This window comes from Bordetella muralis (assembly GCF_054781015.1).
In genome coordinates, this window is sequence record NZ_BAAGVF010000006.1 from 762660 (window position 1) to 778309 (window position 15650).

The 15650-nt window shown below is 60.0% G+C and carries 15 protein-coding genes; 8 read left to right on the top strand and 7 right to left on the bottom strand.

The window, feature by feature from the left end; translation table 11 throughout:
- Window positions 1-245 precede the first annotated feature (245 nt).
- Complete coding sequence (locus ACYVIT_RS14550; protein WP_415805263.1) at window positions 246-1055, top strand: MetQ/NlpA family ABC transporter substrate-binding protein; 810 nt, start codon at window positions 246-248, stop codon at window positions 1053-1055.
- A 114-nt stretch (window positions 1056-1169) separates the two neighbouring features.
- Here the strand turns inward: ACYVIT_RS14550 and asd are convergent, their stop codons facing one another.
- Window positions 1170-2033, bottom strand: coding sequence for an archaetidylserine decarboxylase (gene asd, locus ACYVIT_RS14555; protein ID WP_415805264.1), 864 nt, complete (start codon window positions 2031-2033; stop codon window positions 1170-1172).
- A gap of 264 nt (window positions 2034-2297) precedes the next feature.
- On the opposite strand from asd, the gene rocF reads away from it, so the two are divergent.
- Window positions 2298-3248 carry an arginase gene (rocF, locus tag ACYVIT_RS14560; RefSeq protein ID WP_415805285.1) on the top strand — a complete coding sequence of 317 codons (951 nt, stop codon included), beginning with the start codon at window positions 2298-2300 and terminating at the stop codon, window positions 3246-3248.
- A gap of 135 nt (window positions 3249-3383) precedes the next feature.
- Window positions 3384-3755 carry a DUF423 domain-containing protein gene (locus ACYVIT_RS14565; RefSeq protein WP_415805265.1) on the top strand — a complete coding sequence of 124 codons (372 nt, stop codon included), beginning with the start codon at window positions 3384-3386 and terminating at the stop codon, window positions 3753-3755.
- Between the two features lie 119 nt (window positions 3756-3874).
- On the opposite strand, the gene ACYVIT_RS14570 is transcribed toward ACYVIT_RS14565, so the two are convergent.
- Window positions 3875-5014 carry a PQQ-dependent sugar dehydrogenase gene (locus tag ACYVIT_RS14570; RefSeq protein ID WP_415805286.1) on the bottom strand — a complete coding sequence of 380 codons (1140 nt, stop codon included), beginning with the start codon at window positions 5012-5014 and terminating at the stop codon, window positions 3875-3877.
- Between the two features lie 211 nt (window positions 5015-5225).
- On the opposite strand from ACYVIT_RS14570, the gene ACYVIT_RS14575 reads away from it, so the two are divergent.
- Window positions 5226-5837, top strand: a complete 612-nt coding sequence (locus ACYVIT_RS14575) for a glutathione S-transferase family protein (protein ID WP_415805266.1) — start codon at window positions 5226-5228, stop codon at window positions 5835-5837.
- A 462-nt stretch (window positions 5838-6299) separates the two neighbouring features.
- Here ACYVIT_RS14575 and ACYVIT_RS14580 read toward each other — a convergent pair whose 3' ends face one another.
- The 5 genes from ACYVIT_RS14580 to ACYVIT_RS14600 all read right to left on the bottom strand — a co-directional run bounded on the left by ACYVIT_RS14580 (window position 6300) and on the right by ACYVIT_RS14600 (window position 11149).
- Window positions 6300-7001, bottom strand: coding sequence for an ABC transporter ATP-binding protein (locus tag ACYVIT_RS14580; RefSeq protein WP_415807921.1), 702 nt, complete (start codon window positions 6999-7001; stop codon window positions 6300-6302).
- Complete coding sequence (gene livG / locus ACYVIT_RS14585; protein ID WP_415807829.1) at window positions 7001-7768, bottom strand: high-affinity branched-chain amino acid ABC transporter ATP-binding protein LivG; 768 nt, start codon at window positions 7766-7768, stop codon at window positions 7001-7003. Before livG ends, ACYVIT_RS14580 begins: the two co-directional genes overlap by 1 nt.
- Window positions 7765-9000, bottom strand: a complete 1236-nt coding sequence (locus tag ACYVIT_RS14590) for a high-affinity branched-chain amino acid ABC transporter permease LivM (RefSeq protein ID WP_415807830.1) — start codon at window positions 8998-9000, stop codon at window positions 7765-7767. The genes livG and ACYVIT_RS14590 overlap by 4 nt, the downstream gene beginning before the upstream one ends.
- Window positions 9000-9926, bottom strand: a complete 927-nt coding sequence (gene livH / locus ACYVIT_RS14595) for a high-affinity branched-chain amino acid ABC transporter permease LivH (RefSeq protein ID WP_415807831.1) — start codon at window positions 9924-9926, stop codon at window positions 9000-9002. Before livH ends, ACYVIT_RS14590 begins: the two co-directional genes overlap by 1 nt.
- A 107-nt stretch (window positions 9927-10033) precedes the next feature.
- Window positions 10034-11149, bottom strand: a complete 1116-nt coding sequence (locus ACYVIT_RS14600) for a high-affinity branched-chain amino acid ABC transporter substrate-binding protein (RefSeq protein WP_415807832.1) — start codon at window positions 11147-11149, stop codon at window positions 10034-10036.
- Between the two features lie 401 nt (window positions 11150-11550).
- On the opposite strand from ACYVIT_RS14600, the gene proC reads away from it, so the two are divergent.
- The 4 genes from proC (at window position 11551) to ugpA (ending at window position 15647) form a co-directional block, all read left to right on the top strand.
- On the top strand, window positions 11551-12384 hold the full coding sequence (proC, locus tag ACYVIT_RS14605; protein ID WP_415807922.1) for a pyrroline-5-carboxylate reductase: 834 nt from the start codon (window positions 11551-11553) through the stop codon (window positions 12382-12384).
- Between the two features lie 127 nt (window positions 12385-12511).
- A complete protein-coding gene (locus ACYVIT_RS14610) occupies window positions 12512-13075 on the top strand; it encodes a queuosine precursor transporter (RefSeq protein ID WP_415807923.1) in 564 nt (187 codons plus the stop codon).
- A gap of 252 nt (window positions 13076-13327) precedes the next feature.
- The gene (gene ugpB, locus ACYVIT_RS14615) at window positions 13328-14641 is read left to right on the top strand and encodes a sn-glycerol-3-phosphate ABC transporter substrate-binding protein UgpB (RefSeq protein WP_415807833.1); all 1314 of its coding nucleotides are present in this window, start codon (window positions 13328-13330) and stop codon (window positions 14639-14641) included.
- Window positions 14642-14765: 124 nt separating this feature from the next.
- On the top strand, window positions 14766-15647 hold the full coding sequence (ugpA, locus tag ACYVIT_RS14620) for a sn-glycerol-3-phosphate ABC transporter permease UgpA (RefSeq protein WP_094838047.1): 882 nt from the start codon (window positions 14766-14768) through the stop codon (window positions 15645-15647).
- Window positions 15648-15650 lie beyond the last annotated feature (3 nt).

A 15650-nucleotide genomic window follows, 5' to 3' on the forward strand; every position in this document is an offset into this window, starting at 1 on the left:
TTGTGATGATGTTCGTGTGTTACGGCATCTTTAAAGGGCTGAACGACGAGATGGTCATCAACCAGAGCCGCAGCCTGCCCACCGCGTCCTTGATCGCCTCGCAAGGCGGTCTGTCGTTGCGGCAAGCGAAAACCCGGCTTGCGCCGGCCGGAACCCCAACTGCCGGCAGGGGCATCCGGTAACGACAGGCTCGCCTGCGGCACAATGGCGATCTTCCGATTGTTGTCCTCAATGGATCGAGCGCCATGAATCGCTTTGTGAAATTATCGTTGGCCAGCCTCTTTAGCGTATTGCTGCTGGGTAACGCCGCGCAGGCGGCTCAAGACAGGCCGCTGCGCATCGGTGTGATTCCCAGCGTCGCAAACCAGGCAACAGAGATCGCGATTGCCGAGGCAGCGCGACAAGGCCTGCAGGTCAAATTGGTCGAATTCAGCGATTGGGTCATGCCGAATACCGGCGTTGCCGAGGGCGCGCTGGACGCCAATTTCTTTCAGCACGCGCCGTTCCTGCAATTGTTCAACCAGAGCCGCGGCACAAAACTGACGCCGATCGCCTATGGGTATTCGACCACGATCGGCCTGTTTTCAAAGAAACTAAAGCGCGGCGACCCTATTCCTCAAGGCGCAAAGATCGCCATCCCGAATGACCCGGTCAACACGGGCCGGGCGCTGCTGCTATTGCAATCGATGGGCCTGATCAGCTTGCGTCCCGGTACGGATCACCAAGCCTCGTTGCAGGATATCGTCGCGAACCCCAAGCAATTGGACTTGATTCAAGTCGAGGGCTCGCAATCCGCACGCACGTTTGATGACGTGACCGCCTCGGTCACCTACACCACGTTTGCCAAGCATGCCGGTATCGACGAAAAAGACGGCTTGGCATTCGACAATACTGATGCAGACAACGTGCGCCGCTATGCCATTCGCTGGGTGACCACGCCTGAGCATGCCCAAGATCCGCGACTGCTGCAGTTCATCAAGATCTATCAGCAATCGCCCGAGGTAAAAGCCAAGCTGCGCCAGTTGTATGGCGATTTGATTGATTTTCCGTGGTAGCCAATCACGGATGCGTGCAGAGCCATGTCAGCCCGGCTCTGCGCGCCTCGTCGCGTCAACGATCAGTTCAATGGGCTCGGCCTCAGGGGACCATGCAGCCGCATGCGCAGCCGGCTACGCAGGCAGCGCCAACAGTTCGCCCATACGCACCGGCCCGCGTACCGACGGCGTATCCGTCCAACGCACGCGATTGGGGCCGAACAGCACGATCACGGTAGAACCCAGCAGGAAACGGCCCATCTCCGCCCCTTTCGCCAATTGAATCGGCGCACGAGCCGACTCGCCATAGCGCACTGTGCGCACTTTGCGTTTATGGGGCGTCACCAATCCGGCCCAGACGGTTTCGATCGACGCGACAATCATCGCGCCCACCAGCACCAGGGCCATCGGGCCATATTCCGTGTCGAACAAACAGACCACACGCTCATTGCGAGCAAACAACTCCGGCACATGGCCGGCAGTCAATGGATTGACCGAGAACAAACGCCCCGGCACATGCACCATCTCGCGCAAGGTGCCATCGCACGGCATATGCACGCGATGATAATCGCGCGGCGACAGATACACAGTCGCGAAATCGCCACCCATGAATTCCGCCGCGCGGGCCGAATCGTCGCCCAGTAACGCGGTCAGACTATAGGAATGTCCCTTGGCCTGAAAAATACGGCCATGCTCAATACGCCCCAACTGACTGATCGCCCCATCGGCCGGACACAGAATGCTGTGCGGCTCGGCGTCCAACGGGCGGGCGTCGGGCTTTAACGCGCGCGTAAAGAACTGATTGAACGTGTCGTAGGCCAGCGGATCCTCGATCAGCGCCTCGGTCATATCCACCCCATAGCGACGCACGAAACGCGAGATCATCCAGTTTTTGACCGCAGGCGTGCGGCAATCGGAGGCCAACCCCATCAGACGCGACACCAAATGGTGCGGCGCAGCGTATTGGCTAGCGAGGAAGATCTGGTCTTTGAAGTGCATGGAATCCGGTGAAAACAACGTGGTGCGGCCGTAGAGGCGGCTTCGGGCTACGGATGTTACTTGTTATAGACGTGTAGCGCCAGTGATGAGGATCGATTGGTTTCCCCTGCTTTGACTTCAGCAGATAATAAACGTCAACGCAATCGTGGCAACTGCTGACGCGCTATGCGAATGCTGCAGGGGAATCCCGTCATTCTGCATAGGGTGTAGATCGCAACATCATGTCGTTCGTTGCCCCCACACTACGAGGCTCGCTCTGTGCTGATATCCAATCCGCCCCCTGCCGTCCGTGCACTGACATTGATCGGCGTGCCCACCGACGTCGGCGCAGGCTCACGCGGCGCCTCCATGGGGCCAGAGGCACTGCGTGTCGCGGGGCTTGGTCCTGCTTTACAGGCATTGGGATACGACGTGGAAGACGCCGGCAATCTGATTGGCCCTGCAAATCCCATGCTGCCGCCGGACAATGGCTACCGCCACCTGACTGAAGTCATCGCGTGGAATCAAACCCTGCATGACGCGGTATATGCCGAACTGCAACGCAGTCGATTGCCCATCACGTTAGGCGGCGATCACTGCCTCGGCATGGGCTCTATCAGTGCGGTCGCCCGGCACTGCCACCACGCAGGCAAACCGCTGCGCGTGTTGTGGCTGGACGCGCATACCGACTTCAACACCCAAGCGCTGACTCCCTCGGGCAATCTACATGGCATGCCCGTGGCGTGCCTGTGCGGCCAAGGTCCAGAGCCATTAACGACACTCGCCGGCCAGACTCCTGCGCTGCACCCAGAATGGATCCGCCAAATCGGCATACGCAGCGTAGACGAGGGAGAGAAAAACCTGATCGCCGAGGCCGGCATCGAAGTCTATGACATGCGCACCATCGACGAAATCGGCATGCGGTCAGTCATGGAAGCCGCCTTGGCCGACCTCACGCCCCACACCCATTTGCATGTCAGCTTCGACGTAGATTTTCTGGATCCCGAAATCGCGCCTGCTGTCGCCACCAGCATTCCCGGCGGACCCACCTATCGCGAAGCGCAACTGTGCATGGAGATGATTGCCGACACTGGGTGCCTGGGATCGCTGGACATTGTCGAGCTCAACCCCGCGCTGGACATACGCAACAAAACCGCGATGCTGGCAACCGAGCTGGTACAGAGCCTGTTTGGCAAATCCACGCTGATCCGGCGCCCAGCACATTCGCGTGGATAATGCCTCCGCGTCGCCCCGCAAATAACGCCAGCCTGCCGCCATGCAAAGATGGTGGCGCAACTACCAGCTTGAGCGGCGCATCCCCGTGGATAATGCAGGTCTATTGCTTCTTCGCTTGATCCAAAGGACATACCCATGACCGAACGCCAACTCATCATCCTGGCCGCCCTGAACATGATCGCCGCCGTCGGCGCAGGTGCATTTGGCGCACATGGCCTCAAACAAATGATCAGTGCCGACCTGCTGGCCGTCTGGCAGACCGGAGTCCTGTATCACCTGATCCATGCACTAGGCCTGTTCGTGGTCGCCTTGCTAGGCGCCCATTATGGCTCCAGCCTGTTTTCAACAGCAGGCATCATCATGTTCGCCGGCATCGTCCTATTCAGTGGCAGCCTATATCTGCTGGCGCTCACCGGTGCCCGCTGGCTGGGCCCCATTACGCCCATAGGCGGCGTAGCCTTCCTGGCCGCGTGGGCCTTGGTAGCGTGGGCAGCGTGGCGTTCGTAGCCGTTGAAACAATGGGCGGCATTGCCCCCGCCGGCGACTTCGACATCAACCTCGATGTAGTGTGGGACACGGTGCAGACAGCACTCCCGCAACTAGTGCAGAAACTGTCAGCCCTGCAACTAGGGCCGGACACCGGCCGCCGGCGCCACCCGCAATAGCTTGCCATCGCCTGCATCCGTCAACACATACAGGTAGCCATCCGGCCCCTGCCGCACATCACGAATGCGAGCGCTCAGATCCTGCAGCAGGCGTTCCTCGCTGACGATTTTTCCGTCTTTGAACTGCAGGCGGATCAGTGCCTGCGCCCCCAATGCACCGATGAACAGCGAATTCTTCCACGCGGGGAAACGATCCGCCGTATAGAACGCCATGCCGCTGATCGCGGGTGATTTCTTCCACCAATACAGCGGCCCCTGTCCGCCGTCTAGCGTTTTGCCCTTGGCTTCGGGAATCGCGAATCCCGAATAATTAATCCCATACGTCGCCAAGGGCCAGCCGTAGTTTTGACCGGGCTTGATGATATTGATCTCATCACCGCCCCGCGGGCCATGCTCGTGTTCCCACAACTCGCCGGTCCAGGGGTTCAGCGCCATCCCCTGCGGATTGCGCATTCCATACGTCCAGATCTCGGGGCGCACATTGGCGCGGCCCACAAACGGATTGTCCTCGGGAATCGAGCCGTCGGCCGCAATCCGCACGATCTTGCCCTGCAGCTTGTCGAGATCTTGCGCCGTGGGACGCTGATTGTTCTCGCCCAGAGCGATAAACAAAAGCCCGTCGCGGTCAAACACCAAGCGGCCGCCGAAATGCTGCCCTGTAGAAAGCTTCGGCTGTTGCCGGAAAATAACCTGAAAATCCTCCAGGCCGCGCGCATCCTTGGCCAGACGGCCACGCCCGACAGCCGTACCCGCCTTGCCATCCTCGCCCGCTTCGGCATAGGACAAATACACCAAACGATCATTGCCAAAATCGGGCGACAGCACCACATCCAGCAGACCACCCTGCCCCGACGCATACACCTTGGGAATTCCCTGCAAGGGCTCGGACAACTCCCCCTGCGCAGTCACAACACGCAACCGGCCGGCGCGCTCAGTCACCAGCATGCCGCCGTCAGGCAAAAACGCCAGCCCCCACGGATGCTCCAGGCCCTCGGCCACAGTCGTCACCTGAGCCTTGCTCTCGGTAAAAGCTGGGGCTTCGATGGATACCTGAGTCTGTGCTTGCGCCTGCGACACAGCGGGCACACTCGCCCAGGACATTGCGGCCAACCAGGCAGCAGCCAGCGTAGCGGGCTTTGCGCGCCGCAACCCAGCAGCACGCATGGCAGTTTTGGGGGCGAAACGGGAGTACGAATCCGGCATAGGATCTCTCGATGAATCAACTGGAGGGAGGATGTCAGACTGGCGTACCATACCAAGCACGAATGGCAATTTGAATATGCCCTATCGTTCTAAAGGAGAACAGCACGCCATGAAACTGTACTACATGCCCGGCGCCTGCTCGCTGGCTGCCCACATCGTCCTCGAATGGATCGGCAAGCCCTACGAGACCCAAGCCATCGCGCGCGACGCATTGAAACAACCCGAATTCCTGAGCATCAACCCCATGGGCGCCGTCCCCGTCCTCACCGACGGCGGCTACACGCTGACCCAGAATGCCTCCATCCTGGAATACCTGGCCGAACAAGCCCCGCAGCTCAACCTGCTGGGCGACGGCACCGCCCAATCCCGCGCAGAAGCCCGCCGCTGGCTCGGATTCATCAACTCCGACCTGCACCGCACCTTCTCGCTGGTCTTCGGCCCGCAGCGCTTCGTCGCCAGCGAAGCCGCACAAAAAGAGCTCAGCACCTCCGCCGCTGCCATCCTGCGTAACCTGTTCACCATCCTGAACACCCAACTCGCAGACAAGCCCTACCTGGCAGGCAAGGCCCCCACCATCGCCGACCCCTACCTATACGTCGTCCTGCGCTGGGCCAAAGCCAAAAACATCGACCTGTCAGGTCTGAACAACCTGACAGAATTCTCGAGCCGCATGGACGCCGACAAAGGCGTACAAGCCGCGCTAAAAGCCGAAGGTCTGTAAACGAAGACGCGATCGTCGCTGGGCAGTTTGAGCGAAGCGACCTGCCGTATTGCCATTACTGTAAGTGCCTGCCGCGCGCCCGAATGGCGCGCCGGCCCGCTGAGGCCGCCGAGGAGATCGCGTCAGACAGGGTAGTCGCCTGGCCATGTTCGAGAGAAGCGACCTGCCGCATTGCCATTACTCTAAGTGCCTGCCGCGTGCCCGAATGGCGTGCCGGCCCGTTGAGGCCGCCGAGGAGATCGCGTCAGGCGGGGGGTAGTCGGCTGGGCATGTTTGAGCGCAGCGTAGCGGAGCGAGTTTGCCCAGCCGCCCCGTCTGACGTGATCTCCGAAGGGCAGTCTGGACGCGTAGGCGTCCAGACCGGCCGAACGGGCTGGCACGCCATTCGGGCACGCGGCAGGCACGCTTAAGAACTCAAACGACAGCCACACTCAAGAACCCAAACGACAGCCCCTCCAAACCTCAAGCCCCCAGATAAGCCTTCCGCACATCCGCATTAACCAGCAAGTTCGCCCCCGTATCCTGCAGCACGACCCGCCCGTTCTCCAGCACATACCCCCGATCCGCCACCTGCAGCGCCTTGTTCGCATTCTGTTCGACCAAGAACACCGTCACGCCCTCAGAGCGTATCGTCCGGATAATGTCAAAAATCTGCGCAATAATCAGCGGCGCCAACCCCAGCGTAGGCTCATCCAGCAACAGCAGCTTGGGCTGCGTCATCAACGCTCGCCCAATCGCCAGCATCTGCTGTTCCCCGCCAGACATCGTCCCTGCACGCTGCGCCGCCCGCTCCTTCAGACGCGGAAACAGCTTATACACGTGCTCGAGCCCGGCCTCGATCGCATGACGGTCGGCAAAAAAGCCCCCCATCATCAGATTTTCCGCCACCGTCAGGTCCTTGAAGACCCGGCGTCCTTCCGGCGAAATCGCGATCCCGCTACGCATGATGTGATGCGTTTCTTTGTGCGTAATATCCTCGCCCTCGAACGTAATCGTCCCGGAACGAGCACGCGGATTCCCGCACACCGTCATCAACAACGTCGTCTTGCCGGCCCCGTTCGCGCCGATCAACGTGACGATCTCACCTTGATTGACCTCGACCGACACACCATTCAACGCCTGAATCGCACCATAGTAGGTATGAATATTGTCCAGCTTCAGCATCATTCTTCCCCCAGGTACGCTTTGATGACGCGTTCGTCGTTACGCACCTGATCCGGCGTGCCCGTCGTAATGGGCTTGCCGTGTTCCATCACCAGAATCCGGTCCGAGATGCCCATGATCAGGCTCATATCGTGCTCGATCAACAACACCGCCACACCGAACTCGCGACGCAACTGGTCGATCAACTGCTGCAGATCGCGCTTTTCCTGAGGGTTCAACCCCGCAGCCGGCTCATCCAGCATCAACAAGCGCGGCTTGGTGATCATGCAGCGCGCGATCTCCAGACGGCGCTGGTGGCCATACGCCAGATTGCCTGCCTCGCGGTTGGCATACTCGCGCAGCCCCATGAAATCCAGCCATTGCGCCGCACGCTGCAACGCGTCAGCCTCGGACTGGCGATACGACTTCAGTTTCAGCAGGCCCGGCAGCAGACGCGATTCCACCTGCGTATGCTGCGCCACCAGCAGGTTTTCCAGCACCGTCAGTTGCTTGAATAAACGCACGTTCTGAAAAGTGCGCACCAATCCATGATGCGCCACCTTGTGGCTGGGCAAACCAGTGATAGGTTTGCCGTCCATGACGATCTCTCCGCCGGTCGGCTTATAAAACCCGCCCACGCAGTTGAATACCGTCGTCTTGCCCGCCCCATTAGGGCCGATGATGGCAAACACCTCATCACGCTTGACCTCGAATCCCACACTATCGACGGCCAACAGCCCGCCGAACCGCATGGTCAGGCCCGATACTTTCAACAAGGCCTCGCTCATTTTTTCAGCTCCACGTGGGGACGCTTCATGGGCAACAACCCTTGTGGACGCCACATCATCATCAACACCATCACCAGACCGAACATCAGCATCCGGTATTCTGCAAACTCACGAGCAATCTCGGGCAGTACCGTCAGCAGAATCGCCGCGAGAATCACGCCGACCTGCGACCCCATCCCTCCCAGCACCACGATGGCCAGGATCAGTGCCGATTCGATGAAGGTGAACGACTCCGGATTCACCATGCCTTGGCGGGCTGCAAAAAACGCGCCGCCGAAACCGGCAAACATCGCGCCCAGCGTAAAGGCCGACAGCTTGATCCGCGTCGGGTTCAACCCCAGCGAACGGCAAGCGATTTCATCCTCGCGCAAGGCCTCCCACGCGCGTCCCACCGGCATACGGATCAAGCGCGTGGACACGAACAAGGTCACCAACGCCAGCGCCAACGCCATCAGATACAGATAGTTCACCATGTGCTGGTTATCGAACGTCCAGCCCATCAACTGATGAAATGTCTGAGAGCCCTCTTCGCTTGCACGGCGCGTCATTTCAAAGCCGAACACAGTCGGTTTCGGAATCCCCGAAATCCCGTCCGGGCCGCCCGTGAAAAAATTCAAATTGATCAGCAACAGGCGAATGATTTCACCAAACCCCAGCGTCACAATCGCCAGATAATCCCCGCGCAAACGCAGCACCGGAAACCCGAGGACGAAACCGAACAACGCAGCCATGGCTCCCGAGAAAGGCAGTGCCTCCCAAAAGCCCCAACCGGCCCAGTGATACAGCAAGGCGTACGTATACGCGCCCACCGCATAAAAGCCCACAAAGCCCAGATCCAGGAGCCCTGCGAAACCCACCACGATGTTCAGGCCCAGGCCCAGCATCACGTAGATCAGCACCAGCGTAGCGATATCCACCGAGCTGCGGCCGCTGAAAAACGGCCAGATCACCGCTGCCGCGATCAGCAGGACAAAGATCCATTTACGGCCTTTGGTCGGCGCGGCGGGCAATACCGGTACGCTGGTTTTCAGGCGCCGGAACGGCACCGCCAGCCACGGGCGCAAGAGTTGAAAAACGAACACCACTGCGGCGGCCAAGGCCACCAGGTCCCAGCGGGATTCCAGATGGGTTTGCGCGCCCTGACGAATCAGTTGCAGCCCAAACACCGGCATCACAATGACAGCCGTCAACACGGCCGCCATGAAAGCGTTCTTTAGCGTGTTATTAGCCATCAGACTTTTTCCACCTCAGGTTTGCCGAGCAGCCCCGTCGGGCGGAACAGCAGAATCAAGACCAGCAGCGCGAAAGCCACGATGTCCTTGTATTGCGACGAGATATAGGCTGCCGCCAGCGTCTCCGCCAGCCCCAGCAACACCCCGCCCAGCATCGCGCCGGGAATGCTGCCGATACCGCCCAGCACCGCCGCCGTAAACGCCTTGATCCCGGCGAGAAAGCCGATGAACGGATTGAGCTTGCCGACTGTGATGGCGATCAACACGCCACCTACCGCCGCCAGCATTGCGCCCAGAACGAAGGTGAACGAAATCACCCGGTTGGTATCGATACCCAGCAGATTGGCCATGTGCATGTCTTGCGAGCAAGCACGCGATGCACGGCCCATACGCGAGTACTTGATGAACAGCGACAGCGCGATCATCAACAGCACCGTCACCACAATGATCATGATGCGCGAATACGGCAGCGTGACGTCAAAGTCCGTGCCCATGTGGAACTGCAGCGATCCCGACACCAGCGACGGCACCGCCATATCGCGTGCGCCCTGGCCCAGTGCGACCCAGTTCTGCAGAAAAATCGACATACCGATAGCGGAAATCAGCGCCACCAGCCGTTGGCTGCCACGTACCGGCCGGTAGGCCACGCGTTCGACACTGAAGCCATAGATACCGGTCACCACAATCGCCACCAACAACATGGCAGCCACCATAAACGGCAGAGGCAAACCGCTGCCTGTACCGATGGCGGTCAAAGTGACCAAGCCCACATAAGCGCCGATCATATAGATCTCGCCGTGAGCAAAGTTGATCATACCGATGATGCCGTAGACCATTGTGTAGCCAATGGCAATCAACGCGTAAATCGCGCCCAGAGACAGACCGTTAAAGATCTGCTGGGTGAGTTGAGGGATAAGGTCTGACATGAATAATTACCTATGCTCCAAATGGCACCGGCCCCGGTAACAACAACCCGGAGCCGGAAACCTGGGCGTGCGGACAAGCTCCAGCGGATAGCCAGAGCTTCGCGTGTTTACAGCTGGGTTTTCTTACCGTCCTTGTCCCACTTGAATACGGCGAACTCAAAGTCCTTCAAGTCGCCCTTGGCGTCGTATTCGACTTTACCGATACCGGTGTCGAACGTGGTCTTGTGCATGTAGTCCGCAACCTTGGCGGGATCCTCACCCACGGCCTCGATGCTCTTGGCCAGGATCTGCACGGCGGCATAGGCCGGCATCTGGAACGCGCCGTCCGGATCGCGCTTGGCGTCCTTGAACGCCTTCACGATGCCTTCGTTGCCGGGCATCTTGGTAAAGTCAGCCGGCAGCGTGACCAGCAAGCCTTCGATGGCCGGACCGGCGATCGCCACCAGATCCTGGTTGGCGGTGCCCTCGGGGCCCATGAACTGCACGTTCAGGCCTTGCTCGCGCGACTGGCGCAGCAACAGGCCGAGTTCGGGGTGATAGCCACCGAAATAGACCAGGTCCACGCCCGAGGATTTGAGCTTGGTGATCACGGCCGAATAGTCGCTATCACCAACGTTGATGCCCTCGTACAGCGCAATGTTCACGCCCTCTTTTTCCAGGGAGGCCTTCACCTGCGAGGCTACACCCGAGCCGTAGGTCTGCTTGTCGTGCAGCACAGCGACCTTCTTGGGCTTGAGCGTTTTTGCGATGTAATTCGCCGCAAACGGACCTTGCTGGTCATCGCGGCCAATCGTACGGAAGAAGAAATGCGGCTTGGTCGTGTCCGTCACCAGCGGCGAGGTCGCACCCGGGGTGATGGCGACGATGCCTTCTTGTTCATAGACGTTCACTGCGGGCACTGTGACACCCGAGCACGCGTGCGCCACGGCGAACTTGGCGCCGGAGTTGACTACGCGGTTCGCGGCAGGCACGGCCTGCTTGGGCTCGCAGCCGTCATCGATCAAGATGGCTTCGAGCTTTTTGCCCTTGACGCCGCCTTGTGCGTTGATGGTCTCAATGGCGGTCAGCGCGCCGGCCTGGATCTGCGTCCCATACTGCGTATTGGGACCAGTCATGGGCTGGGGCATGCCGATCTTGATGGTGTCGGCTGCATGCGCAGCGCCAGCCAACAGCAACGAACCCAGGGCCAAAGCGATGGGGTTAACGCGATGCAGAAGCTTCATTCGATATTCTCCGGCGATAAGGATGGACAGCGTTGTACGGCTTTGGCATCGACGGGGGATACCCGGCGGCCTCAGACGTGCATTGCCGGCTTCTTGGGCAAAAGTACAGCGTGGGCGGTATTCTGAAAGCTGCCTGACACCCTGTCACTGCGTGTAATCCCCAATATCGCATAGCGTCGCATATTCAGGGACACATCACAGCAATCTCGCCATGGTGCGCCGCCTATTTGCGAGGAATTGCGCACACAGCTGATTCATTACCGAATTCCCCTGCTGCCCTGGGAAAAAGAGGCGCGCAAGTATTCAACAGCTTACTTACGCCAAGCTTGCAAATAATGAATACTCCTGGAAAACACCGACGTCTCATGCCCATATTTCTGCCTGACAGCTACAATCACGCCATGAATCACGACCTCTCTATCGCTTTTATCGGTGGCGGCAACATGGCTTCGGCGCTGGCCAGCGGGCTCGCCGGAAAAACCTGCCCTGCCGGCAATCTGCATGTTGTCGACCCTAACGCCGACGTACAAAATGCCTGGCGCCAGCGCGGTGCGACAGCTGCCAGCACGCCAGACGAGGCGCTGCGCGCCTGCAAAGTCTGGCTCTATGCCGTGAAACCTCAACAGTTGCGCGATGCCGTCGCCGCGACACGCCAGTGGTTGCAGCCGGATACCCTGATTATCAGCGTGGCCGCCGGCATCCGAGCCGACACCTTGGCCGAATGGCTGGGCGAGGCCGGCCAGCCTTGGCAAAATCTGGTGCGCTGCATGCCCAATACGCCGGCATTGGTCGGTGCGGGCGTCTCTGGCCTGACCGCCCTGCCCGGCGTCGATGATGCGGGCCGCACCTTGGCCGAAAGCCTGTTGGCTTCGGTAGGCCAGGTTGTGTGGGTGGCAGACGATGCCGCCCTGGATGCGGTCACCGCACTGTCCGGCAGCGGCCCCGCGTACGTCTTCCTGTTTCTCGAGTCCCTGATTGCGGGCGGCGTGGCCGTCGGCCTCAGCCCTGACCAGGCCCATCAATTGGCCCTGGGCACCCTGGCTGGCGCCACCAAGCTCGCTGAGCAGGCCACCGATTCGCCCTCAGTATTGCGCGAACGCGTCACCTCCAAAGGCGGCACCACTGCTGCTGCATTGCAGGTGTTTGAGCAAGCCGACCTGCGCGGCATCGTGCGTCAGGCTCTCGAAGCCGCAGCGCAGCGCTCGCGAGAACTCGCCGACGAATTCGGCAAATAAGGTCCAGGGGGTATCCAACGTCGCGATGTTGGGTACCTCCATGCAAGCAATGAACATCAACACCCCTAGGCCCGGTTTGAACAGTACCAGCTCGGCCCTGCCGCCCACATCCCGCCATTTCCAGGCCATGACGCCCGGCCAATTCGCCGTGGCCGTCTTTTGCATGGGCCTGATCGTCGTCGGCTCCAACGTCCTCGTCCAGGTACCGCTCAACGACTGGCTGACCTGGGGCGGACTGTCATATCCGATCGCGTTTCTGGTCACTGATGTCCTGAATCGCCGTTTTGGCCCGAGCGCCGCGCGCCGCGTCGCCTGGGTAGGTTTCGCCCTGGCGCTCGCCGTATCGATCTGGCTGGCGTCACCCCGTATCGCCATGGCCTCTGGGCTGGCCTATATCTGCGCACAACTGGCCGACATCCAGGTCTTTGACCGGCTGCGCGATCAGCGCTGGTGGCGCGCGCCGCTGCTGTCAGGCACTGTCGGCGCCCTGCTCGATACCGCCGTGTTTTTCAGCGTCGCCTTTGCTGCGACCGGGACGCCGTGGGTGACCTGGATGCTTGGCGATCTGGCCATCAAACTGCTTGTCAACGTCAGCATGCTCGCGCCTTTCCGAGCGTTGATGTGGAATCTGGCGCGGCCCGAGCCTCTGGATCCGCAGGGCTGCGATCAGCCGCGCTGCGGCGTCCGATAACAGCTGCCTCACCACGCGGCCACGCGAAATGGATGAAGCGCGCCTGCTTATCAGCGTCGATTGTTGCGCTGCCGCCCGTTCCCGCACCGCCCCGTTCGCTGCATCGTTTCACACAAACTACGACAGATATTTGACAGCGCCCCCCAGTGGTGTAAAAGTCACAACTCTGTCACATCCCATACATAAGGTGTCGTGTTCATTGCGGCCCAATACCCTTGGCCCCCACTACGCACGCAACCGGAGAACAAATCCATGAGACCGCAACGCCTAGCCCTCACCTTTGCCGCACTAATGACGGCCTTTGCCGCGACCTCGGCATACGCCGCGACGGAAATCCAATTCTGGCACTCAATGGAAGGTGCGCTGGGTGAACGCGTCAATGAGCTCGTCCAGGAGTTCAACAAGAAAAACCCCGACTACAAAGTCAATGCTGTCTACAAAGGCAACTACGGCGAGTCTATGAACGCCGGTATCGCCGCGTTCCGCGCCGGCAATGCCCCCGACATTCTGCAGGTATTCGAGGTCGGCACGGCCACCATGATGTACGCCAAGGGCGCCGTCAAGCCAGTCCAGGAGATGTCCGAAGAAGCCGGCGAGCCACTGGATCCCAAAGCCTTTATCGGCGCGGTGGCAGGCTACTACTCGTCGCAAGACGGCAAACTCATCTCCATGCCGTTCAACAGCTCGACGGTGGTGTTCTACTACAACAAAGACGCCTTCAAGAAAGCCGGCCTCGACCCCGAAAAGCCGCCCAAGACCTGGGAAGAGCTCGCGGATGCCGGCCAGAAACTGAAGGCCGCCGGCCAAGAATGCGGCTACACCACGTCCTGGCCGTCCTGGGTCCAGCTGGAAACGCTGTCGGCCTGGCATAACGTGCCCTACGCCACCAAAGACAACGGCTTTGGCGGACTGGACGCCCGTCTGGCGATCGACACGCCGCTGCACGTGCGCCATCTGGAAAACCTGGCCAAGCTCGCCAAAGAAGGCATCTTTATGTATGGCGGCCGCGGCGACCAGCCCAACTCGCTGTTCATCGGCGGCAAATGCGCCATGATCACGGGCTCCAGCGGTCTGCGCGCCAACATCGCCAAGAACGCCAAATTCGAATTCGGCACCTCGACCCTGCCCTACTACGCCGACGTCAAGGGCGCACCGCAAAACACCATCATCGGCGGCGCATCGCTGTGGGTCTTTGCCAAGAAATCGCCCGAGGTCTACAAGGGCGTGACCAAGTTCTTCCATTTCCTGGCCAGCCCCGAAATCGCCGCTCGCTGGCACCAGCAGACCGGCTATGTGCCCGTCACCGTCGCCGCTTACGAGCAAACCAAAAAATCCGGTTACTACGACAAGAACCCGGGTACGGAAGTCGGCGTCAAACAGCTGAACGTCCAGACGACCGCGCAATCGCGCGGCCTGCGCCTGGGCTACCTGCCGCAAATCCGTGAGATCGAAGACCAGGAAATCGAACGCATCGTTTCCGGCAAGACCAGCGCCCAAGACGGCATCAAGACTATGGTTACGCGCGGCGACGAGTTGCTCGAAAAATTCGAAAAGAGCGTGAAGTAAAATCCGTCATCACGGCGGCTTTCCTCATGAAAGCCGCCGCTTTTTTTTGCGATGATATGTATTTCCAAATTACATTGGCAGGTCTTTTGACAGACCTTTTTGCTAGCTGACCAGGGCTTGCCTCATGGAAAAACGCGTCGTCTTCCGACACAAGACCCTGCCTTACCTATTACTGGCGCCGCAGATTGCGGTCACGCTGGTGTTCTTTTTCTGGCCTGCGGGCCAGGCCCTGTGGCAATCGACACAGTTACAGGATGTCTTCGGTCTGTCCACCGAATTCGTCGGCCTGGACAATTTCGTTGATCTATTCAACCAGACCGCGTATCTGGAATCTTTCCGCGTCACCGCCGTATTCTCGGCGCTGGTGGCCTTTGTCGGGCTGGCAGTTTCGCTCTTGCTGGCGGTCATGGCCGATCGCGTGATCCGCGGTGCGGGCCTGTACAAAACCCTGCTGATCTGGCCCTACGCCGTCGCGCCTGCCGTCGTCGGCGTGCTGTGGCTATTCCTGTTTTCTCCATCGGTCGGCATCCTGGCCGTCGCGCTCGGCAAAATGGGCATCGGCTGGAATCCGCGCCTGGACGGCGATCAGGCCATGATGCTCGTGCTCATTGCCGCTGTCTGGAAACAGATCTCGTACAACTTCCTGTTTTTCCTGGCTGGCCTGCAATCCATTCCGCGCTCGTTGATCGAGGCCGCTGCGATCGATGGCGCCTCGCCTACGCGCCGGTTCTGGACCATCGTCTTTCCGCTGCTGTCGCCGACCACGTTCTTTCTGCTGGTCGTCAACGTCATCTATGCGTTCTTCGACACGTTTGCTGTGATCGATACCACCACGCAAGGCGGCCCCGGCACGTCCACCTCCATCCTGGTCTACAAAGTCTACAGCGACGCCTTCAACGGCCTGGACCTGGGTTCCTCCGCCGCACAGTCCGTCGTGCTGATGGCTATCGTCGTGGCGCTCACGGTCGTGCAGTTCCGTTACATCGACCGCAAAGTCCAGTACTGATCA